Origin of the sequence: Jannaschia pagri, from assembly GCF_019655435.1 — a bacterium.
Lineage (GTDB): Bacteria > Pseudomonadota > Alphaproteobacteria > Rhodobacterales > Rhodobacteraceae > Jannaschia > Jannaschia pagri.
On sequence record NZ_BPFH01000006.1, the window covers coordinates 12,307 to 31,947 of the forward strand.

Annotated in this window: 18 protein-coding genes; 7 read left to right on the forward strand and 11 right to left on the reverse strand. The window is 61.7% G+C overall.

Annotated elements, in window-relative coordinates; genetic code table 11:
- Positions 1-12: 12 nt before the first annotated feature.
- From nusA to K5R33_RS15020, 3 genes are all read right to left on the reverse strand, one after another.
- Positions 13-1,638 carry a transcription termination factor NusA gene (nusA, locus tag K5R33_RS15010; RefSeq protein WP_220749886.1) on the reverse strand — a complete coding sequence of 542 codons (1,626 nt, stop codon included), beginning with the start codon at positions 1,636-1,638 and terminating at the stop codon, positions 13-15.
- Positions 1,638-2,222, reverse strand: a complete 585-nt coding sequence (rimP, locus tag K5R33_RS15015; protein WP_220749887.1) for a ribosome maturation factor RimP — start codon at positions 2,220-2,222, stop codon at positions 1,638-1,640. Before rimP ends, nusA begins: the two co-directional genes overlap by 1 nt.
- A gap of 285 nt (positions 2,223-2,507) precedes the next feature.
- Positions 2,508-2,765, reverse strand: a complete 258-nt coding sequence (locus K5R33_RS15020) for an I78 family peptidase inhibitor (RefSeq protein WP_220749888.1) — start codon at positions 2,763-2,765, stop codon at positions 2,508-2,510.
- 78 nt (positions 2,766-2,843) lie between these two features.
- Here K5R33_RS15020 and K5R33_RS15025 point away from each other — a divergent pair, with 78 nt between their 5' ends.
- From K5R33_RS15025 to K5R33_RS15040, 4 genes are all read left to right on the forward strand, one after another.
- On the forward strand, positions 2,844-3,956 hold the full coding sequence (locus K5R33_RS15025) for an S-(hydroxymethyl)glutathione dehydrogenase/class III alcohol dehydrogenase (protein ID WP_220749889.1): 1,113 nt from the start codon (positions 2,844-2,846) through the stop codon (positions 3,954-3,956).
- A gap of 72 nt (positions 3,957-4,028) precedes the next feature.
- Positions 4,029-6,017: a calcium-binding protein gene (locus K5R33_RS19175; RefSeq protein WP_220749890.1), complete on the forward strand. Its 1,989-nt coding sequence runs from the start codon at positions 4,029-4,031 to the stop codon at positions 6,015-6,017.
- A 662-nt stretch (positions 6,018-6,679) separates the two neighbouring features.
- Positions 6,680-8,287 (forward strand): calcium-binding protein, encoded by a 1,608-nt coding sequence (locus K5R33_RS15035; protein ID WP_305067755.1) that lies wholly within the window; start codon positions 6,680-6,682, stop codon positions 8,285-8,287.
- Between the two features lie 37 nt (positions 8,288-8,324).
- On the forward strand, positions 8,325-9,029 hold the full coding sequence (locus tag K5R33_RS15040) for an NYN domain-containing protein (RefSeq protein ID WP_220749892.1): 705 nt from the start codon (positions 8,325-8,327) through the stop codon (positions 9,027-9,029).
- A gap of 55 nt (positions 9,030-9,084) precedes the next feature.
- Here the strand turns inward: K5R33_RS15040 and K5R33_RS15045 are convergent, their stop codons facing one another.
- Genes K5R33_RS15045 through K5R33_RS15060 form a run of 4 tightly spaced genes read right to left on the reverse strand, consistent with a single transcriptional unit; the run spans position 9,085 to position 11,419 of the window.
- Positions 9,085-9,552, reverse strand: a complete 468-nt coding sequence (locus K5R33_RS15045; protein WP_220749893.1) for a MarR family winged helix-turn-helix transcriptional regulator — start codon at positions 9,550-9,552, stop codon at positions 9,085-9,087.
- Positions 9,549-10,379, reverse strand: a complete 831-nt coding sequence (locus K5R33_RS15050; protein WP_220749894.1) for a carbon-nitrogen hydrolase family protein — start codon at positions 10,377-10,379, stop codon at positions 9,549-9,551. Before K5R33_RS15050 ends, K5R33_RS15045 begins: the two co-directional genes overlap by 4 nt.
- Positions 10,379-10,636, reverse strand: coding sequence for a glutaredoxin 3 (grxC, locus tag K5R33_RS15055; RefSeq protein WP_220749895.1), 258 nt, complete (start codon positions 10,634-10,636; stop codon positions 10,379-10,381). Before grxC ends, K5R33_RS15050 begins: the two co-directional genes overlap by 1 nt.
- Positions 10,637-10,675: 39 nt before the next feature.
- Positions 10,676-11,419, reverse strand: a complete 744-nt coding sequence (locus K5R33_RS15060; RefSeq protein ID WP_220749896.1) for a ComF family protein — start codon at positions 11,417-11,419, stop codon at positions 10,676-10,678.
- 179 nt (positions 11,420-11,598) lie between these two features.
- On the opposite strand from K5R33_RS15060, the gene K5R33_RS15065 reads away from it, so the two are divergent.
- Both K5R33_RS15065 and hemH read left to right on the forward strand, forming a co-directional pair.
- Positions 11,599-12,255 carry a methyltransferase domain-containing protein gene (locus tag K5R33_RS15065; RefSeq protein ID WP_308443246.1) on the forward strand — a complete coding sequence of 219 codons (657 nt, stop codon included), beginning with the start codon at positions 11,599-11,601 and terminating at the stop codon, positions 12,253-12,255.
- A 4-nt stretch (positions 12,256-12,259) separates the two neighbouring features.
- Positions 12,260-13,351: a ferrochelatase gene (gene hemH, locus K5R33_RS15070; RefSeq protein WP_220749898.1), complete on the forward strand. Its 1,092-nt coding sequence runs from the start codon at positions 12,260-12,262 to the stop codon at positions 13,349-13,351.
- 415 nt (positions 13,352-13,766) lie between these two features.
- Here hemH and K5R33_RS19120 read toward each other — a convergent pair whose 3' ends face one another.
- The 4 genes from K5R33_RS19120 to K5R33_RS15085 all read right to left on the reverse strand — a co-directional run bounded on the left by K5R33_RS19120 (position 13,767) and on the right by K5R33_RS15085 (position 16,687).
- Positions 13,767-13,892 carry a hypothetical protein gene (locus tag K5R33_RS19120; protein WP_255576487.1) on the reverse strand — a complete coding sequence of 42 codons (126 nt, stop codon included), beginning with the start codon at positions 13,890-13,892 and terminating at the stop codon, positions 13,767-13,769.
- A gap of 109 nt (positions 13,893-14,001) precedes the next feature.
- Complete coding sequence (gene mutT / locus K5R33_RS15075) at positions 14,002-14,406, reverse strand: 8-oxo-dGTP diphosphatase MutT (RefSeq protein ID WP_255588501.1); 405 nt, start codon at positions 14,404-14,406, stop codon at positions 14,002-14,004.
- A 16-nt stretch (positions 14,407-14,422) separates the two neighbouring features.
- Positions 14,423-15,763, reverse strand: a complete 1,341-nt coding sequence (gene argJ, locus K5R33_RS15080) for a bifunctional glutamate N-acetyltransferase/amino-acid acetyltransferase ArgJ (protein ID WP_220750095.1) — start codon at positions 15,761-15,763, stop codon at positions 14,423-14,425.
- Between the two features lie 93 nt (positions 15,764-15,856).
- Positions 15,857-16,687, reverse strand: coding sequence for a peptidylprolyl isomerase (locus K5R33_RS15085; RefSeq protein WP_220749900.1), 831 nt, complete (start codon positions 16,685-16,687; stop codon positions 15,857-15,859).
- A gap of 195 nt (positions 16,688-16,882) precedes the next feature.
- On the opposite strand from K5R33_RS15085, the gene secA reads away from it, so the two are divergent.
- On the forward strand, positions 16,883-19,600 hold the full coding sequence (gene secA / locus K5R33_RS15090; protein WP_220749901.1) for a preprotein translocase subunit SecA: 2,718 nt from the start codon (positions 16,883-16,885) through the stop codon (positions 19,598-19,600).
- Positions 19,601-19,641 lie beyond the last annotated feature (41 nt).

Sequence of the window (19,641 nt, forward strand, 5' to 3'; positions counted from 1 at the left end):
TCTCCGGGGCGATCACGCCCCGGCCTCCTCGGTGCCGTCGGCGGCCTCGCCGTCTTCGTCGTCGGCGGTGCCCAGCGCATCTTCGGGCGTGACCCAACCCAACATCACGCGGGCCGTCATGATCATGTCCTGGGCTTCGTCCAGCGCGACGCCGAAGGGCTCCAACAGACCATCGTCCTTGGACCGCTCGCCATCGACGATTGTCCAACCGCCTGCCAATTCCCAGTCGGCACAGGTGGCGAATTCCTCAAGCGAGGTCACGCCGTCGGCGGTCAGCGCCTCTAGCATCTGGGGCGTCAGACCCTCGAACCCGGCCAGATCGTCTTGCAGGCCAGCGGCCCGGGCCGCCTCCATGGCCTTGGCGTTTTGGGCCTCGATGTAGTCGCGGGCGCGGGCCTGCAGTTCTTCCGCGGTGCCTTCGTCGACACCGTCAATCACCAGCAGTTCGTCCACCTCGACGTAGGCCACCTCTTCGAGGTTGGTGAACCCTTCGGAGACCAGCAGCTGGGCAAAGAATTCATCCAGGTCCAGCGTGTCCATGAACAGCTTGGTGCGGACCTCGAACTCGGCCTGACGACGCTTGGATTCCTCTTCCTCGGTGAGGATGTCGATATCCAGGCCGGTCAATTGGCTGGCCAGACGAACGTTCTGACCGCGCCGCCCGATGGCGAGGCTCAGTTGCTCCTCCGGGACAACCACTTCGATGCGCTCGGCCTCGTCGTCCAGAACAACCTTCGACACCTCAGCGGGTTGAAGCGCGTTCACCAGGAAGGTCGGCGCATCCTCGTTCCAGGGAATGATGTCGATCTTTTCGCCCTGAAGCTCATTCACAACGGCTTGCACACGGCTGCCGCGCATACCCACACAGGCACCGACAGGGTCGATGGAGTTGTCGTAGGAAATCACGGCGATCTTGGCGCGCGACCCCGGATCACGGGCGCAGGCCTTGATCTCGATGACGCCATCATAGATCTCGGGCACTTCCATCTTGAACAGCTCTTCCATGAACTCGGGCGCGGTGCGCGACAGGAAGATCTGGGGCCCACGCACTTCGCGACGGACGTCCTTGATGTAGACGCGGATACGGTCGCCGGGGCGATAGCTTTCGCGGCCGATCTTTTCGTTGCGGCGCAACACGGCCTCACCGGCGCCGATGTCGACGATGATGTTCCCGTATTCCTCGCGCTTGACCAGACCATTGATGATCTGACCCGCGCGGTCCTTGAATTCCTCGTACTGACGGTCCCGCTCGGCTTCGCGGACCTTCTGCAAGATGACCTGCTTGGCCGATTGCGCGGCGATCCGGCCCATGTCGACGGGCGGAACCTCGTCGACGATGGTGTCGCCCACCTTGGGGTCCGCCAGATACTGGCGCGCCAGTTTGACGGTCAGTTCGGCTTTTTCGTTCTCAAGCTCTTCGTCCTCGACCACGGTGCGCACGCGGGTAAACGTCGCCTGACCGGTGCGGCGGTCGATGGACACGCGGATGTCCATTTCCGAGCCGTAGCGGGACTTGGCGGCGCGGGCGAGGCTCTCTTCCATGGCCTCGATCACCAGGCCCGGGTCGATCATCTTTTCCCGCGCGACGGCGTCGGCGATCTGGAGAAGCTCCAGCTGGTTTGCGGATGTGATGGCCATCAGTCTTCCTCACCGTCCATAAGTGTCTCTACTTCGTCGAATTGGGTCTCGTCGATCTGACCCTTGTCCTTGCGTGCCTTCAGCACGTCGCGAATCAACTCATCCGTCAGGATCAGCTTGGCATCGCTCAGCCACTCGAACCGGAGCCCGATCGTCGGCGTCTCCTTGCCCTGCTCGATCTCGATCAGAACCTCGTCGCCCTCAACGCCCTGCACGATGCCCTTGAAGCGCCGCTGCCCGTCGATCAGCTCGGTCGTCTCGATCCGGGCTTCATAGCCTTCCCAGGTCTCAAAGTCCTTGAGCCGTGTCAGGGGGCGGTCGATGCCGGGGCTGGAGACCTCCAGTGTGTATTCATCGGTGATCGGATCCTCGACATCCAGCGTCGCCGACAGCGCCGTGGAAATCTCGGCCAAGGCATCGACTTCGATGCCGCCATTCGGCAGGTCGGCCATGACCTGCAAGGTGGGTGTTTTGCCAGACATCAGGCGCAGGCGCACCAGTTCGGCCCCCATGTCTTCGATGACGGGGGTCACGATCTCGGCCAGGCGCTTGTCCAGCGCGGTTTTGGCGATCAAATCGGACATACTGCTTCCAAGCACAAAAAAACGGGCCCGCGGCCCGTCGATGTTTCCCGGTGGAGACCCGCAGGCCGCCGCTGTTGGAGCGTACATAGGTGAGGGCGCCGCAAGATGCAAGCGCCCCCGATCCGGGCGGGGGAGGGCTGGCTGACGCGCGCCGACCTCACTGTCGATGGCCATGCAGGACGGCCCGGATCCGAGGGGACAGCGCCCATCTTGCAGGTCAGGGGGTGTACAAGGGGTGTACGCAGGGTGCCCAGATCTTCACCTCAGAAATTCTTGACTGAGCTGCTACCCACAATCCAACGCCAAGATCACGCCCTGCGCATCGGTGCGGATGTTCAGCCGCGTTGGGACGTAATCCTGCGTCACGATGGTATCCGGCCCGATCACACGATCATTCACCTCGGCGGGTAGGCTGACTGCCGCGATATTGGCCCCCACCAGGGACGCGTATTCCGATGCGCCGCAGGCGTCGGGCGCGTCGCCCTCATCTGTCACGTTGCAGGCGGTCAAACCCATGGCGGCCAAAACCCATAAGTAACGCATTGCTGATCCTCTCGATGGTCGTTGCATTCACCGAACGGTTCCCCCAACCCTTGCATAGCACGGATATCGGAGGACCCCATGCGCACCAAAGCCGCCGTCGCCATTCAGGCGGGAAAGCCCCTAGACGTGATGGAGGTCAACCTCGACGGCCCGCGTGCCGGTGAGGTCCTGGTCGAGATGAAGGCGACGGGTATCTGTCACACCGATGAATTCACCCTGTCGGGCGCTGACCCAGAGGGGATGTTCCCTGCAATCCTGGGCCACGAAGGCGCCGGCGTGGTCGTAGAAGTGGGTCCCGGTGTGACCTCGCTCAAGCCCGGTGATCACGTGATCCCCCTCTACACGCCCGAGTGTCGGGAGTGTGAATACTGCCTCAATCCCAAGACCAACCTGTGCCAGTCGATCCGGTCGACCCAGGGCCAAGGGCTGATGCCGGACGGCACCTCTCGGTTCTCGACGCTCGATGGCGATCCGATCCTGCATTACATGGGCTGTTCGACCTTTGCGCAGCATACGGTCCTGCCCGAGATTGCCCTGGCCAAGGTCCGCAAAGACGCCCCGTTCGACAAGATTTGCTACATCGGCTGCGGCGTGACCACGGGCATCGGTGCCGTCATCAACACCGCTAAGGTGGAAATCGGATCCCGCGCCATCGTTTTCGGTTTGGGTGGTATCGGGCTCAACGTTATCCAGGGGCTGCGGCTTGCCGGGGCGGACCAAATTGTCGGCGTCGACTTGAACCCAGACAAGAAATCCATGGCCGAACGCTTTGGCATGACCGATTTCGTCAATCCATCCGAGGTCGAGGGCGACCTGGTCCCCTATCTGATCGACCTGACCAAGGGCGGTGCGGATTATACCTTCGATGCCACGGGCAACGTCGGCGTCATGCGCCAAGCCCTTGAATCGGCTCATAAAGGCTGGGGGGAAAGCGTGATTATCGGCGTGGCCCCCGCCGGTGCGGAGATCTCGACGCGGCCGTTCCAACTGGTCACGGGGCGGGTCTGGCGCGGCACGGCCTTTGGCGGCGCGCGCGGGCGCACGGACGTCCCCAAGATTGTCGATTGGTACATGGACGGCAAGATCGAGATCGACCCGATGATCACCCACACCATGGGTCTCGATGATATCAACAAGGGGTTCGACCTTATGCACGCGGGCGAAAGCATTCGGAGCGTCGTGGTCTATTGATCGCGGCCTTCACAGGTTAGGCGCCTCTGTCGTATCCTCCTTCCTGTCGTTTTGTGACTTTGGGAGGGGGCCATGATTTCCATTGGTGGGGAGTTCATTACCGAGAAGTTCTTTTGGGAGGGTGACGCGACAACGGCGACCATCGGCAGCTCCGATGTCTTTGCCCTCTCGAACGGGAACCTGGCGGTTGTTACCACGGGCAAGTTGCGGCTGTATGATCGCGACGCCCAGCCGATTACCGATGGCGTGGATTACTTCGGTGCCAACCCAGCGAACCGCGGCACGGGTCTGGAATTTGCCGAACTTTCCAACGGAAACATCGTCATTGCCTGGACGGTCCAACGGGACCGACCCGATGGGCTGGGCGGCAGCCAGGGCGACATCCTATATCGTATCTTCGATGCGGAGGGCGTGCCCAGGTCTGGTGTCCTGCCGCTCAACGCCACCTCGAACCGGAATGACTATTTCCACAAGATATCAGCCGCTGGTGATGGCTTTGTCGCCGTTTGGCGCGGCTTTTCCGAGGAAGGCCCGGGCCTTGGCGAATTCGATGCGGAGATCTTTTTCCGTCGCTTCGATGACACGGGCCTCGCTGTTCCCTCCCCCCAATTCATCAACACGACGCGGATCGGCGCGCAGGACGACCCGGAGATCACAACCCTGACCACGGGCGAGATCGTCGTCGTCTATCGCAGCTTTCCCGCAGATGACGAAGATGGGATCGAGTATGCGATCTTGGCGCAGGTCCTGAACCCCGACGGCTCGGTCCTGATCGAGGAGTTTGAGGTCAATCCCGTCTCGGAGGGCTTCCACTTTAACTACAAGGTCGCCGCTTTGGCCGATGGCCGCTTTGTCATCCAACACGCCTCGCGGGATGTGCCGGGCACCGAACCCAATGGGACGGACCTTTTCGCTCAGATCTACGGCCTGGATCGAACGAGTGCCGAAGTCCGACTTGTCAAAGAAACACCGGTGGTGCCAATCGCTGTTACCGGCGATGTCCGTGAACGCAGTCCACAAGTTGTTGATATCGCGGGGGGTGGTTTCTTTTCCGCGTGGATGGAAGAGGTCGAGGACTCAGACAACCCGCGCCGCGAATACAAGGTCATCGGCCAGTTCTTCGACGCCCTGGGCGAGTCGTTGGGGGAGCCGTTCGAGGTCATGCGCGGCGCCGCCTTTCCTCGAGAGTTCGAAATGCATGAAAACAAGGCGGGCGGAATTATCGTCAATTGGACGGAGCAATTTGTCCTGTCCAACGGAGCCATAATCTCGAACGGGACGGCCCGGCTTGTTGAGGCGCCCAGCACCGCCGGTGAATTGGATCAGGTGATCCGGGGCGACGAGCGGCCCAACACGCTGGACGGGGCTGAGGGGAACGACACCATCTCTGGGCGTGAGGGCAACGACTTACTGCGCGGCGAAGACGGGAATGACCTCCTGCAGGGGGAGAGTGGCAATGACACCCTAGAGGGCGGCGCGGGGAACGATACCCTGGATGGAGGCTCGGGCCAGGACCGGATGGAAGGCGGGCTCGGGGATGATACCTACCGGATCGACAATCGACGCGATGTTGTTGTCGAAGCGGAAGGCGGCGGCACGGATGCCATCCTCGCCAGTACAGCTGTCACCTTGGGCCAAGCAGAGGTCGAAGCCGTCACCCTGACGGGAAACGGAAACGCGCGTGTGATCGCAAACGGTTACGCGACAGAAATCACTGGGAATGCCGGGTCCAACATTTTGGCGGGCGGCGGCGGCGATGATACGATCACGGGCGGCGGCGGCGTGGATTATTTCGTTTTGCAGGATGGGGACGCGCCCGGCGTGATGTCCATCACCGACTTCGGATCAAGCGATATCATTGCCTTGGATGACCAGATCTTTGATCTGGGGGATGGCACCGTGGACGTCCGTCAGGTCGACCCAGGCGTCGCGGCCCAGGCCCTGGCCCGGGGCAACGTCGCCTACGATCAATCAACGGGGGAATTGCGGATCGGCGGCGACCTCGTAGCCGATCTGGGCGCGGGAACCCGATTAACGGTCGATGATGTGCTTTTGTTTTAGGGCATAATCGACAAAGCCGAGTTGCGAATACGGGGATCGGTGTTAGACCAACACGGAATTGAAGTTCCGTAGCCTGCAAAGCAGGCGCTAACCTGCAAAGGCCTGATGGTCCCGTGTCCGATACACCTCAGTTTTCGCCCGTTCGATTTGGCGGCCCAAGTGCTGCCCTAGATGTCCAATTCGATCTGGCGCGCGCGCCAAATGGCGACTATGTCGTCGTGTGGCGAAGCTTCCAGCCCATTGGGAGCGGTCCCACGCAGGCTGCCCTCATAACGCAACGCTTTGATTCTCAAGGGGCGTTTTATGGTTCAGCGACAACACTTACACCGCCAGAAGATCAACGATGGCAAAACCCCTCTGTCGCGCCGTGGTCAACGGGCGATGACGTCGCAATTGTTTGGACCGCCGCTGTCACCGATGGGGAGGGGTCTACGCTAATTTATGACGACCACGAACTCTTTATCGCGTTCCTTGGTCAGGGGGAAAATGATGCCCCTAGCTACCGTCAATTTTCGGCAGCAGATGATGATGCGTTCTCACTCCGTGCTGCTATTGCACCGACTGCAGATGGAGATATTGTTTCAATCCAATCGGACTACGTGACAGAAAGGTTCGTCAACTTTTTTAATCCGTTCAGACCGCTTGAGGTCGACCAAGTGACGATGACGCTTGGACGGATCGAGACTAAGGCCGGAACACCGTCTTTTGGAACGCTCGATGCCATCGATGACGATCGTGTGGCGCACGGCAACCTGACGTATGATGTGACGGGTCTGAAGGGCGGCGGCACCGCCTATGTCTGGGAACGTCAGTCTGGTGCCGAAAGCGGAAGTTTGTTCCTCACAGTCGAGAACGCAGTTGGCGAAGCGGTCGTCGAAACCTTGAAGATCGACGGCGCGACCGACCGCAATCGTGGTCACATACCGCAAGTAACTTGGCTTGCCGACGGTGGGTTCGTGGTCGCCTATGGATCGCGCGACAGGGACAGGGACACAATTACCTTGGTCTGGTTTGACGCTGAGGGGACGCAGCAGGCCAGCTTTACGCCAACATCCGGTAGCAAGCCGTTTCCCGGCAAATTTGCGATCGTGCCGACGCAGGACGGCGTCGCCCTCGCGCACTGGGACACGCCGACTGGGTATTTGGGAGAGGCACGCCTGATTCTCCGCTACTACGAGGTGAATGACGGTGCCATCACGCCGGCCGGACCTGCGCAGCTTGTGACAACACTTGCGCCGTCCATTTCGGATACCACGCAGCTTGAGGCTGACTACACGCCGGACGGCATTGCCTTGGCGTGGTCCGTCCGGGTGCGAGAGGAAGGCCGGTTTGACCAGGACATCGAAACCGTCGTGGTTCCTTTCGACGGCGTGATACAGTCCGGTGGCCCGGGGGACCCCCAGGAGGGAAGAACGTTTTTGCGTCGCGGGACCGACGGTGACGACACCTTGTCCGGCGACAGGGGCGAAAATGATATGCGCGGTTTCGCCGGGGACGACTTGCTGCTTGGCCGGTTCGGAGATGACAGCCTTTACGGCGACCTCGGGGATGACACGCTGTCAGGCAGCGACGGAGACGATGATCTGTTCGGTGGGAGTGGCGCCGATAAACTCGACGGCGGGCAGGGGGATGATCTGTTGGACGGCGGCGCCGGACAGGACACGCTTCATGGCGGTGAGGGTGACGACAGGCTGGACGGCGGCGCAGGAAATGACGTGATGGTCGGCGGAGCCGGGGATGACGTCTACTACGTCGACCTGGCCCAAGATCGCGTCGTGGAAGCACGGGATGAGGGGTTCGATGAGATCTTCGCGATGTCTTCGGTTCATCTGCGGAGCAGTTTTGTCGAACGTGTTACGCTGGATGGGACAGCCAACACGCGGGTTACCGATGGGGTCAGCGCAACCGAAATCATCGGCAACAGTGGCAACAATGTCCTGATTGGTGGGGGTGGCGCGGACACGTTGACCGGCGGGTTGGGCGACGACTACTTCGTGCTCCTCGCAAACACCGGTGCCGAGACTTCGGCAGTAGAGATCACGGATTTTAGGCCCGGTGATAAGCTTCTGATCGACGACAGATTTCTCAGCTTTGGTGACGCGAGTATCAACCTTCGACCGATCACGCCTGAAGGTGCGGCCGCGGCCTTAGAAAGCAATCGCTTTTTCTATGAGGAGGCCACCTCGACGCTGTTTCTTCCGGGCTCAACGTCTGTTCATTTTGACCAAGTGGGCTACTCTATCTCATCCGTGGATGTCCTCCTCTTTTAGGCGAGAGCGGGCACATCCGTTTCGAGAAGGGGGCACCATGCCACAACGGGATCGTCCTTTGCTCGCGGTGTTGATCGATGCCGACAACATTCCGGCGAAATATGCTGAGGCTATCCTCAAGGAAATCACGGGGCTTGGGGAGCCTGCGCTGCGCCGAGTCTATGGCGACTGGTCGGGAGGTCACCTGAAGGGCTGGTCGGACAAGGTGTTGGAACTCGGCCTGGTGGCCCATCAAGAGACGGCCAATACGAAAGGCAAGAATGCCTCTGACATTGGTCTGGTGATCGACGCGATGGATATACTCCATGCCGGGCGGTTCGATGGCTTTGTCTTGGTGTCATCGGACAGTGACTTCACGCGCCTGGCCAGCCGCATTCGCGAGGAGGGGCTGGAGGTGATCGGCATCGGCGAAGCGAAGGCGCCCGAGAGCCTGCGCAAGGTCGTCAACCGGTTCATTCAAATCGAGAACCTGGTGGACGAACCCGTCCCGCACACCCAAGGCAAGAGCGGTAAGCAAAAGCCGCAGGATGCCCTGCCGCTTATCCTGCGCGCCATGGACCGCATGGATCAGGACGATGATTGGTACGCCTTGGGCGCACTGGGCAGTCAGATCACGGCGGAAGTAACGGACTTCGATACGCGCACCTACGGCAAACGCAAGTTGAGTGACCTGGTGGCGGAGATCAAACGTCTGGAAATGCGCAAGCAAGGCACGCAGATGATGGTGCGCCGTTTGGATTAACTGGCATGGCCATGGCGCGGATGGTTCGGACCTGGCCGCGAAGGCCGCCGTTTTGCTAACCCGCCGCAGGCTTTGACGGGCTGTCCGAAGCCGCAAAACGCAACCGCAGTTCCCGCAAAACAGGGATCGCGGCCCGAATGCGGTCGCTCCCCAAATCACCCACCGCGTCGCGGAGGATCGGACGGATGGCGCTGAGCGCATCGTCCCGGGACCGCGCCCCGGATCCCGAAATCGCCACGCGCTTGCGTCTGGCATCGTCCCAGTCGGGACGGATGTGGATGTGGCCCGCCCATTCCAGTTTTGTCAGCGTATTGGTCATCGCGCCGCGTGTGACGTGAAAGATGCGGGCCAGTTCGGCGGGCGTCCGTTCCTCGCGATGTTCGGCGAGGTAGTTGAGGACGACAAAGTGCGACAGCTCCATCCCCTTGGGCAGGGCGCGGCTGAGGCGTCCTCGGATCAGTTGATCCGCCGTCAGCAGTTCACTGAACAGCGCTGTGGCCAGTTGGTCGGTTGCCTCGCTCACGGGCCGTCCCATCCGGGTTCAGCCGTGACCGACGGAATGCGCGCGCGGGTCCGGGCCACTTCGGTCGGGTCGATGTCGACGCAATAGGCGCCCGGCTCGGTTCCCGCATCGAGCAAAACCTCCCCCCAGGGGGCAACCACCATGGAGTGACCATGGGTCCTCAGAACCTGCTCCTCGGTCACTTGATGCTGACCGGTTTGGCCGGGGGCGATGACGAAACTGCCGGTCTCAATGGCACGGGCGCGCAGCAGCACTTCCCAATGGGCGGCGCCCGTCGTCGCGGTGAAGGCCGCTGGAACGGTCAGAAAGGACGCGCCGGCCTGGGCCAGCCGCCGGTAAAGTGTTGGAAACCGCAGGTCATAGCAAATCGACATGCCGACCTTGCCCCAAGCCGTCTCGGCCAGGGTAGCGCGGGTGCCGGGGCGGTACCCTGCCGATTCGCGGAAAGTTTCGGTCTCGCTGACGGTAACGTCGAACATGTGGATCTTGTCATAGCGCGCGGTGATCCGCCCCGCAGGATCGATCAAGAAGGACCGGTTGGCCAAGCGCCCCTCTGGATCAGCCGTGCGCAAGGCCAGCGACCCGATCAGCAGCCAGATTCCATGCTCGGCCGCTTTGGCGGTCAGCGCGGCAAGCGTGGGGTCCCGTGCTTCGGGGCGGAGGACGGTTTTCTGGTGGGCGCGGTTGAACGACAGGCAATTCGACACCTCTGGCGTCAAGACGAACTCGGCCCCTTGCGTCACGGCGACGTCCAGGTGGCGTATTATGTGCGACAGGTTGGCCTCAGGGTCGTCCGTCGCCGTCAGTTGGAGCAGACCGAGGCGCATCAGTCTGCCAACAACGCGTCGAGTTTGCCCGCATCCTCCAACGCGTAGAGATCATCGCAGCCGCCCACATGGGTGTCCCCGATGAAGATTTGCGGCGTGGTCCGACGCCCATTGGCCCGCTGCAGCATCTCGGCCCGCGCGCCGGGCTGACGAGCGGTGTCGATTTCGCGGACCTGCGCACCCTTCGAGGCCAAAAGGCGCAACGCGGCGGTGCAGAAACCACACAGGGGTTGCGTATAGACATCGACGGCTTTCATGGGACAACTCCTTCGCGGCTTTGCCCTTCTTACATGCGCTTAGCCGTCCTTCGCAACGCGGGCCAACATCAGCGCGGTAATCCGTCTCGCCCCCGCAGCATTCAGCGCCTCAGCGCAGGCCGCGAGGGTTGCGCCCGAGGTCATGACATCATCCACCAGAGCCACGTGGCAGTCGGTCACCGGGTCACCGCCGGCTGTAATCGCGCCTGAGACGTTCTCAAACCGGTCGCGCGTGCCCTTGTGGTCTTGGCTGGGCGTCGGGCGGGTGCGGGCCAAAGCCTGCGGTGCGAACCGCCCGTCGGTGAGGCGGGCTAAGCTGCGCGCGATCAAGGCAGATTGGTTGTAGCGCCGTTTGAGCAGGCGCCAGCGGTGAATGGGGACAGGGACGAACACGGTGTGCTGATCCACGAGGTCGCGGGATCGGCGCAGCATCCAACGGGCCGCTGTTTCGGCCAGTTCCGTGCGGTCACCGTGTTTCAGCGCCAGAACCATTCGCCGCCCGGCTCCTCCGTAGGACAGCACCGCGCGGCCTTCGTCCCAGGGGCGCGCGAACGTCAAGCAGTCGTCGCATCGGTTCGGTGCGCCATCCCCTGCGCCAGGCAGAGAGGTGCCGCAGAGATCACAGGCCGCCCCACTGATAAACGGGGTTTCCGCCCAGCAAGACGGGCAGAGGGCATAAGCTTCCTCCACCCGCGCATCGCAGAGCGCGCAGGTCTGCGGGTAGAGAATATCGCGTAACCCGGTCGCACCCCGCACCGCCAACCTTTGCAATGCGGGTCCCATCGCCTAACTCCGTTCATATGCAGCAAGAGACTTTGACAGACCGCGCGGCCCTGCTGCGACATCGGGCCCGTGCTTTTGCCGCCCCGGATACCGGGGCATGGTTCCTGCACGACGCGGCGCGGGATGAGATCCAAGAAAGACTGCGAGACGTTAACAGAACGTTTACGAAGCCGGTGATTGTGACCGGACACCCGCATGTCTGGGACGGTCTGATCCCCGATGCCCGTATCGTGCCCGATACACCCGTTCTGGATTTGGAGCCGGGGCAGCATGACCTGGTGATACACGGGATGTCTCTGCATTGGGCCGACGACCCGGTGGGGCAAATCATCCAGTGCCGTCGTGCGCTCCGTCCCGACGGTTTGTTCCTCTCGGCGGCCCTTGGCGGCGAAACCCTGGCAGAGTTGCGGATCGCCCTGGCCGAAGCCGAAACCATGGTGACTGGAGGGCTTAGCCCCCGCGTGGCCCCCATGGCCGAGGTGCGCGACATGGGGGCGCTGCTGCAACGGGCGGGGCTCGCGCTGCCAGTGGCGGATCGCTTGCCGCTTCGGACGCGCTATGGGTCGATCTGGCGGCTGATGCGGGACCTGCGGGCCATGGGTGAAACAAATGCCTTGGCCGCCCGTCACAGAAAGACGCCGAAACGTGAACTGTTTGCGACTGCGGACCGTATATACCAAAACACCTTCGCGGACGGGGATGGCCTGCGCGCGACTTTCGAAATGATCTTCCTGACGGGGTGGGCCCCGTCCGACGATCAGCCCAAACCCTTGCGGCCCGGTTCGGCCCAAGCACGGCTGGCCGACGCCCTGGGGGTCAAGGAACAGGGGACCTGAGACAATGAACATGATGCCCGCCACAAATCTGCCCCATGCGCCCGCCGATCACCCAAAGGTCCGCATGGGCAAAATCGGTGTTCTCTTGGCAAACCTCGGCACGCCAGACGGATACGATTATTGGTCGATGCGGCGGTATCTGAATGAGTTTTTGTCGGACCGGCGGGTGATCGACTACTCACCCTGGCTGTGGCAGCCGCTGCTCCAGGGGATCATCCTGACGAAGCGTCCGTTTTCGTCCGGGGCGGCTTACAAGTCGATCTGGAACGAGGCCCAGGGCGAATCGCCGCTGGCAACGATCACCAAAGCGCAGACCGCCAAGATGGCCGAGCGGATGCAGGAGGCGTTTGGCGAAGATGTCGTCGTCGATTACTGCATGCGCTATGGCAACCCGTCGACCAAATCCAAGGTCGAGCAGATGCAGGCGGCGGGCTGCACGAAGATCGTGTTTTTCCCGCTGTATCCCCAGTACGCCGGGGCGACGACGGCGACCGCAAACGATCAATTTTTCCGGTCGTTGATGTCCCTGAAATGGCAACCACCCGTTCGGACCGTGCCAGCATATTCGGACGATCCGCGGTACATCGAGGCCCTGGCGCAATCAGTCGAGCGTGCCTACGCCGCAGCCGACACCAAGCCCGAGATTCTGGTCTGTTCCTACCATGGTGTGCCGAAGCGCTACCTGATGGAGGGAGACCCCTACCACTGTCAGTGCCAAAAGGCGACGCGTCTGCTGCGGGAACGGCTCGGCTGGGACAAGAGCGAGATCATCACGACCTTCCAGTCAAAGTTCGGTCCCGAGGAATGGCTCAAGCCCTATACGGTCGAAGAGGTGGCGCGCTTGGCGGAAGAGGACGGCAAGAAAAACATCGCTGTGATTGCGCCTGCTTTCTCAGCCGATTGCATCGAGACCTTGGAAGAGATCAATGAAGAGATCAAAGAGAGCTTCGAGGAAGCGGGCGGCGAGCACTTCACCTATATCCCGTGTCTGAACGATGATGACGCGCATATGGATGCGCTGGCCCAAATCGTCATTGAAAACCTGTCTGGGTGGATTGAGCCTCGTCACGCGCAGCAGGCTGCCGCGGCGGAGTAAGCGACGCAGATCCGGCCTCGAGCGGTCGCTGGCCTGTGCGCGCTCGTTGGGTGTGGCCTGCTTCGGGCCTGCGCCCAGACGGATGGCGCTCCGGGCAGGCTGACGACGTGTTCCCTCGTGCATGGCGTGTATGAGAGGTCGTTACTGCGGTTTGAGAGAGGATCGTTGCGGGCGCAGGGAAAGTCGAAAGCTGACCGCAGGTGCTCAAATGCTGATGTCGCTCTTTGAGAACCCCAATGCGAAATTGCAGAAGGTCTCTTTTACCTTGCGAGACGTTCAAGCTCCGTCCGGCAGGTCGAATAAAATCTCAATCGTGTGAGATATACGACCAATTGACGATGGTCTTAAAATAAAAACTGGCGGGTCGGCCGTGTGAGTGAACCGGACCCGCCAGAGGTATGTGCACATTTTCTACTTAGCTGACGGGGCGACCGGCAAAAGTGCGGGTGCCAACGCGGACTTCCATGAGCCCGTTCTTCAGCATCTGAACGAACACACCCTGAATAGACAGGTGGTTCCCGATGGTAATAGTCCTAAGCATCCAGCTTCCTCCGACTGGCTGTGAGTGATTCATAAATATGTCATACAACGCCCACGTCACCCCCTAAAATGCGACAATCCTGTGCAAACTGCGAAGAGTGTTTAGAAAGTTACAACCAGTCGCGCAAAATTGACACCAATGGAATGTCTGCGGCCGGCATTGCGTATTTTTTGAGCTCCGCCGGGCGGACCCAAGCCAATGCCTGCCCCTCTCGGGATTGGACCTGACCGGTCCATTTGCGGCACACAAACAGTGGCATTAGCAGGTGAAAGCTATCGTACGAGTGTGAAGCAAAGGTTAACGGCGCCAGGCAGGATGCCCAGGTGTCGATGCCTAGCTCCTCTTGGAGTTCACGGATCAGCGCCGCTTCCGGGGTTTCGCCCGCCTCAACCTTGCCCCCCGGAAATTCCCAGAGACCTGCCATGGATTTGCCCTCTGGGCGTTGGGCCAACAGGACACGCCCGTCGCGGTCTACAAGCGCCACGGCGGATACAAGAACGATAGGGTCGGTCACGGATGTCTCCTGCGGATCAAGATCTGTAGTCCGCATTAATCTCGACGTAACGGTAGGTGAGGTCGCAGGTCCACATGGTGTCCGATGCAGATCCCATACCAAGATCTACGGCGAGCAAGATGTGATCGCGCGCCATGTAGGCGGCGCCGGCCTCTTCGGCGTAGCTGTCCGCGCGCTGCCCGCCTTCGGCCACTACGATGTCGCCGAAGCAAATGCGCAGCTTGTCCCGGTCCGCACGGGCGCCGGACTTGCCGACGGCCATGACGACACGGCCCCAATTGGGGTCTTCGCCAGCGATTGCTGTCTTAACCAAGGGGCTGTTGGCGATCGCGCTGGCGACGCGACGGGCGTCCAAGGCGTTGGCCGCGCTGGTGACCGACACCTCGACCAGCTTGGTGGCCCCTTCGCCGTCCTTGACGATTTGCAGGGCAAGATCCTTAAACACCTCGCCCAACGCGTCCTTAAACGCACGACCGGCACGCGTCCGGGCGGTCTTGATTTCCGCGTGATCGGCCTGACCGGTGGCGGCGACGATCAGCGTGTCGGACGTGGAGGTGTCGCCATCGACCGTGATCGCGTTGAAGGTCGACTTCGTGAGATCCGACACCATCGTTTGCAGCGCGCGTGCCCCGACCTTGGCATCGGTAAAGACGTAAGCGAGCATCGTCGCCATATCCGGCGCGATCATGCCGGAGCCTTTGGCAAAGCCGGAGATCGTGACCGGTGTTCCATCAAGATCAACGGTTCTCGTGGCGCCTTTCGGGAACGTGTCCGTGGTCATGATGGCCCGCGCAGCATCGCCCATGCCGTCGCTGGTGAGCCCCTTGGCTAAGGTGTCGAGCGCGCCAGTGATGCGGTCAGAAGGCAACGGCTCCCCGATCACGCCGGTGGACGCGGTCAACACCCGCGCGGGGGGCAGACCGATGGCTTGGCCGGTGGCGTGGCAGATGGCCGTGACAGCCCCGGCCCCCGCCGTGCCCGTAAAGGCGTTCGCATTGCCGGAGTTTACCAAGAGCGCCCAACCGCCCGATCCGTCCTGGGTGGCCTTGAGTTTGGCCTGACAGTCGAGGACCGCAGCCGACCGCGTGGCGGAGCGAGTAAAGACCCCGGCGACCGAGGTGCCGGGAGCAAGATCGGCCAACATCACATCGGTGCGCCCCTGATACTTCACTCCCACCTGAGCGGTCGAAAAGCGGACGCCAGGAATGGCGGGCAAGTCCGGAAAATCGGGGGCCAGGGGCGAAACCAAAGGCCCCTTCGGCGCGGCAAGCCGTGCTTCCAGGGCGGCGATTTGGGCCAACAGATCCTTTTTCTTCGGTTCTGCTTTGGTCTTCGTGGCTTTCTTCGCCCGCTTCATCGCCTTGGCCGACAGTTTCTCGGACTTTGGCGATGCCTTGGTTTTCTTGATCTTGGTTTTCTTTCCCGATTTTCCCGACGCTTTGCCCATGGGTTACTCCGTCAAAAGGTCCGTGTCGCGGATCAATGCGGCATCGGGTGTGATGTCACGCCGGACGATTTCCGCCTCTGCGGTGAGCCGTTCCACTTCAGCGTCGACGGCGGCCGAGCGCAGGGTTTGCTCCAACTCCCCCCGGACCTGGGTCAGCGGTGGGGCGTCTTTGCTGCGCGCATCGTTGAGCTTGACCACGTGCCAGCCGAACTGCGTCTGAACCGGGGGGCTGATCTGTCCGGGTTCCAGCTCCAAGACGGCGGCCTCGAACGGGGGGACCATCATGCCCGTGCCGAACCAGCCCAACTGCCCGCCGTTGGGTCCCGACGGTCCGGTGGACCGCTCCCGCGCCAGTTCCGCGAAATCAGCGCCGCCTTCCAATTCGACCACCAGTGCTTGGGCTTCTTCCTCGGTTTCCACGAGGATGTGGCTGGCGTTGAACTCCGTCTCCGGCTCCGTGCTGCCGTAGCTTTCGTCATAGGCCGCCTGCAGCGCTTCGTCCGAGATGGTTTGCCCAGCGGCCCGGTCAATCACGCGGCCCGCCAAAAAGGCGCGTGCCTCGTTTTCCAGCCCGATCTCATCGGCAGAGGACAGGTCGGTGCGCGCCGCATCGGCTAGGACCTGCTGCTGGATCAATTGCTCCAACATCCCGTTATAAAGAACGTCGTCGGGCAGTTGCTGGTATTGCTCCGGCAGTCGGCTGCGCATGGCAATCATATGGCCCAGCGTGATGTCGGTGCCATTGACGGTTGCCAAGACGGTTGAGGCATCCTGGGCCTGAACGGGGGCGGCCAGGGCAAGGGCCAGCGCGGCCCCAGTCAGTAGTCGTTGCATCGGGGATTGTCCTTTCCGGCACGGTGGCCGTTCATTTCCTGCGTCCCAGGGGCGTTCGTTGACACCCATTGGCGCGCCACTTAAGTGCGCAAGAGGCAATTTTCACCGCGCCCACAAGGGCACTGACACCGTCTTTCCCAAAGTGATATGGGGCCATCGGGCGGTCGGCAAGGGCGCGAAGGGCAAGGTTTAGACATGCTGGGACTTGGTGGTATCGCGAAAAAGGTCTTCGGAACGCCGAACGACCGTAAGGTAAAGGCAACGCGCAAGATCGTGGCGCAGATCAACGCCTTGGAGGCGGAGTTCGAGGCGCTCTCGGATGAGGACATCAAGGCGCGGACCGCTGGGTTGGTTGAGCGTGCGAAGGGCGGAGAAAGCCTCGACGCGCTGCTGCCAGAAGCCTTCGCAAACTGCCGGGAGGCCGCGAAGCGAGCCCTTGGTCTGCGCGCCTTCGACACCCAATTGCTGGGCGGGATCTTCCTGCACCAAGGCAACATTTCCGAGATGAAGACGGGTGAGGGCAAAACCCTCGTGGCCACCTTCCCCGCCTACCTGAACGCCCTGGCGGGCAAGGGTGTGCATATTGTGACGGTCAACGACTATCTCGTGCGCCGTGACGCGGAATGGATGGGCAAGGTGTTCGCCGCCTTGGGGCTGACCACCGGTGTCGTCGTCCCCCAGCAGACCGATGACGAAAAGCGGGCCGGGTATGCGGCCGACGTCACCTATGCCACGAACAATGAGCTTGGGTTCGACTACCTGCGCGACAACATGCGCTCCAACACCTCCGAGATGATGCAGCGCGGGCATAACTTCGCCATCGTGGACGAGGTGGACAGCATCCTGATCGACGAGGCCCGCACGCCGCTCATTATCTCTGGCCCCTCGCAGGACCGCTCTGACCTCTATGTGACCATCGACCGGATCATCCCCGAGATCCAGGACGACCATTATACCTTGGACGAGAAGCAACGCTCCGTGACCTTCACCGACGAAGGCAATGAGTTCCTGGAGGAGCGGTTGCACATGGCCGGGATCCTGCCCGAGGATCAGTCGCTCTATGACCCCGAATCCACAACAGTCGTCCACCACGTGAACCAGGGTCTCCGTGCCCATAAGCTGTTCGCCAAGGATCAGAACTACATCGTGCGCGACGATGAGGTCGTGCTGATCGACGAATTCTCTGGCCGCATGATGCCCGGGCGCCGCCTGTCTGATGGGCTGCACCAGGCCATCGAGGCCAAGGAGGGCGTGTCGATCAAGCCCGAGAACGTGACCCTCGCCTCGGTCACCTTCCAGAACTACTTCCGCCTGTATAACAAGCTGTCCGGCATGACCGGCACGGCGGCGACCGAGGCGGAGGAGTTCGGCTCGATCTATGGTCTCGGCGTGGTTGAGGTGCCAACCAACAAGCCTGTGGCCCGTGCCGACGAACACGACCAAGTCTACCGGACCGCCCGGGAGAAATATGACGCCATCGTAGAGGAAATCCGCGAAGCCCATGGCAAGGGCCAGCCGGTCCTGGTCGGGACGACCTCGATCGAAAAGTCTGAGATGCTGTCCCAGATGCTGACAGCCAAGGGGCTGGAGCACAACGTTCTGAACGCACGCCTGCATGAGCAAGAGGCGCAGATCGTCGCCGATGCGGGCAAGCCCGGTGCAGTCACCATCGCCACGAACATGGCGGGCCGCGGCACCGATATCCAACTGGGCGGCAATGTGGAAATGCGCGTGTTGCAGGCCCTGGCCGAGACACCGGAAACCGACCCCGAAGAGGTGCGCCAGCGCATCGAGAAAGAGGTCGCCGCCGACAAGCAAAAGGTCCTCGACGCGGGGGGGCTATTTGTGCTGGCCACCGAACGCCACGAAAGCCGCCGGATCGACAACCAGTTGCGGGGCCGCTCCGGTCGTCAGGGGGACCCTGGGCGGTCCACGTTCTTCCTGTCTTTGGAAGACGACCTGATGCGGATCTTCGGGTCCGAACGTCTGGAAAAGGTGCTCAACACCCTGGGCATGAAACAGGGTGAGGCCATCGTTCACCCTTGGGTGAACAAGTCTCTGGAACGGGCCCAGGCTAAGGTCGAGGGGCGGAACTTCGACATCCGCAAGCAGCTTCTCAAGTTCGACGATGTGATGAACGACCAGCGGAAGGCCGTATTCGAGCAGCGCCTGGAGATCATGGAGGCCGAAGAAATCGGCGAAACCGCCGAGGACATGCGCCACCAGGTGATTGACGATTTGGTGGACGAATACCTGCCGCCCAAGACCTACGCCGATCAATGGAATGCCACCGGGCTTTACGCGGCCTGCATTGACGTCCTGGGCCTGGATGAGCCGATCATTGCCTGGGCGGACGAAGACGGCGTTGACCAGGACGTGGTGCGGGAGCGTTTGTATGAAGCGTCCGACAAGCTGATGGCCGAGAAGGCCGAGGCCTTCGGCGCCGATCAGATGCGCAACATCGAAAAGCAGGTCTTGTTGCAGACAATTGACGGAAAGTGGCGCGAACACTTGCTGACTCTGGAGCATCTGCGGTCGGTCGTTGGCTTCCGTGGCTACGCCCAGCGGGATCCGCTCAACGAATACAAGACCGAGAGCTTTCAGCTCTTTGAGGGCATGTTGGACAGCCTGCGGACGGATGTGACCAAGAAACTGTCGCAGATCCGGCCCATGACCGAGGACGAGCGGAAGGCGATGCTGGAACAGCTTGTCGCCCAGCAGCGGGCCGCTGCGGGTGTGGCCGCGCCCCAGCCGTCGCCTCAGCCGGTCCCGGCGGGTGCTCAGGCCCCTTCCGGTCAGGCGCGCCCGGGCTTTGTGGAAGACGACCCGAGCACGTGGGGAAACCCGGGTCGCAATGACCCCTGTCCGTGTGGATCCGGCAAAAAATTCAAGCACTGCCACGGGGCCTACTAAGCCCCGCGACGGCCACCTTTTGGGACGGCGGTCTAAACGCT

What these genes read in the sequence shown, in the direction of transcription:
- K5R33_RS19120 (WP_255576487.1), bottom strand. Translation starts at nt 13,892, where the DNA reads ATGCTTAGGACTATTACCATCGGGAACCACCTGTCTATTCAGGGTGTG.
- hemH (WP_220749898.1), top strand. Translation starts at nt 12,260, where the DNA reads ATGAACATGATGCCCGCCACAAATCTGCCCCATGCGCCCGCCGATCAC.
- argJ (WP_220750095.1), bottom strand. Translation starts at nt 15,763, where the DNA reads ATGAAGCGGGCGAAGAAAGCCACGAAGACCAAAGCAGAACCGAAGAAA.
- K5R33_RS15085 (WP_220749900.1), bottom strand. Translation starts at nt 16,687, where the DNA reads ATGCAACGACTACTGACTGGGGCCGCGCTGGCCCTTGCCCTGGCCGCC.
- K5R33_RS15060 (WP_220749896.1), bottom strand. Translation starts at nt 11,419, where the DNA reads ATGGGACCCGCATTGCAAAGGTTGGCGGTGCGGGGTGCGACCGGGTTA.
- K5R33_RS15025 (WP_220749889.1), top strand. Translation starts at nt 2,844, where the DNA reads ATGCGCACCAAAGCCGCCGTCGCCATTCAGGCGGGAAAGCCCCTAGAC.
- secA (WP_220749901.1), top strand. Translation starts at nt 16,883, where the DNA reads ATGCTGGGACTTGGTGGTATCGCGAAAAAGGTCTTCGGAACGCCGAAC.
- grxC (WP_220749895.1), bottom strand. Translation starts at nt 10,636, where the DNA reads ATGAAAGCCGTCGATGTCTATACGCAACCCCTGTGTGGTTTCTGCACC.
- K5R33_RS15050 (WP_220749894.1), bottom strand. Translation starts at nt 10,379, where the DNA reads ATGCGCCTCGGTCTGCTCCAACTGACGGCGACGGACGACCCTGAGGCC.
- K5R33_RS19175 (WP_220749890.1), top strand. Translation starts at nt 4,029, where the DNA reads ATGATTTCCATTGGTGGGGAGTTCATTACCGAGAAGTTCTTTTGGGAG.
- rimP (WP_220749887.1), bottom strand. Translation starts at nt 2,222, where the DNA reads ATGTCCGATTTGATCGCCAAAACCGCGCTGGACAAGCGCCTGGCCGAG.
- nusA (WP_220749886.1), bottom strand. Translation starts at nt 1,638, where the DNA reads ATGGCCATCACATCCGCAAACCAGCTGGAGCTTCTCCAGATCGCCGAC.
- K5R33_RS15035 (WP_305067755.1), top strand. Translation starts at nt 6,680, where the DNA reads ATGACGCTTGGACGGATCGAGACTAAGGCCGGAACACCGTCTTTTGGA.
- K5R33_RS15020 (WP_220749888.1), bottom strand. Translation starts at nt 2,765, where the DNA reads ATGCGTTACTTATGGGTTTTGGCCGCCATGGGTTTGACCGCCTGCAAC.
- K5R33_RS15040 (WP_220749892.1), top strand. Translation starts at nt 8,325, where the DNA reads ATGCCACAACGGGATCGTCCTTTGCTCGCGGTGTTGATCGATGCCGAC.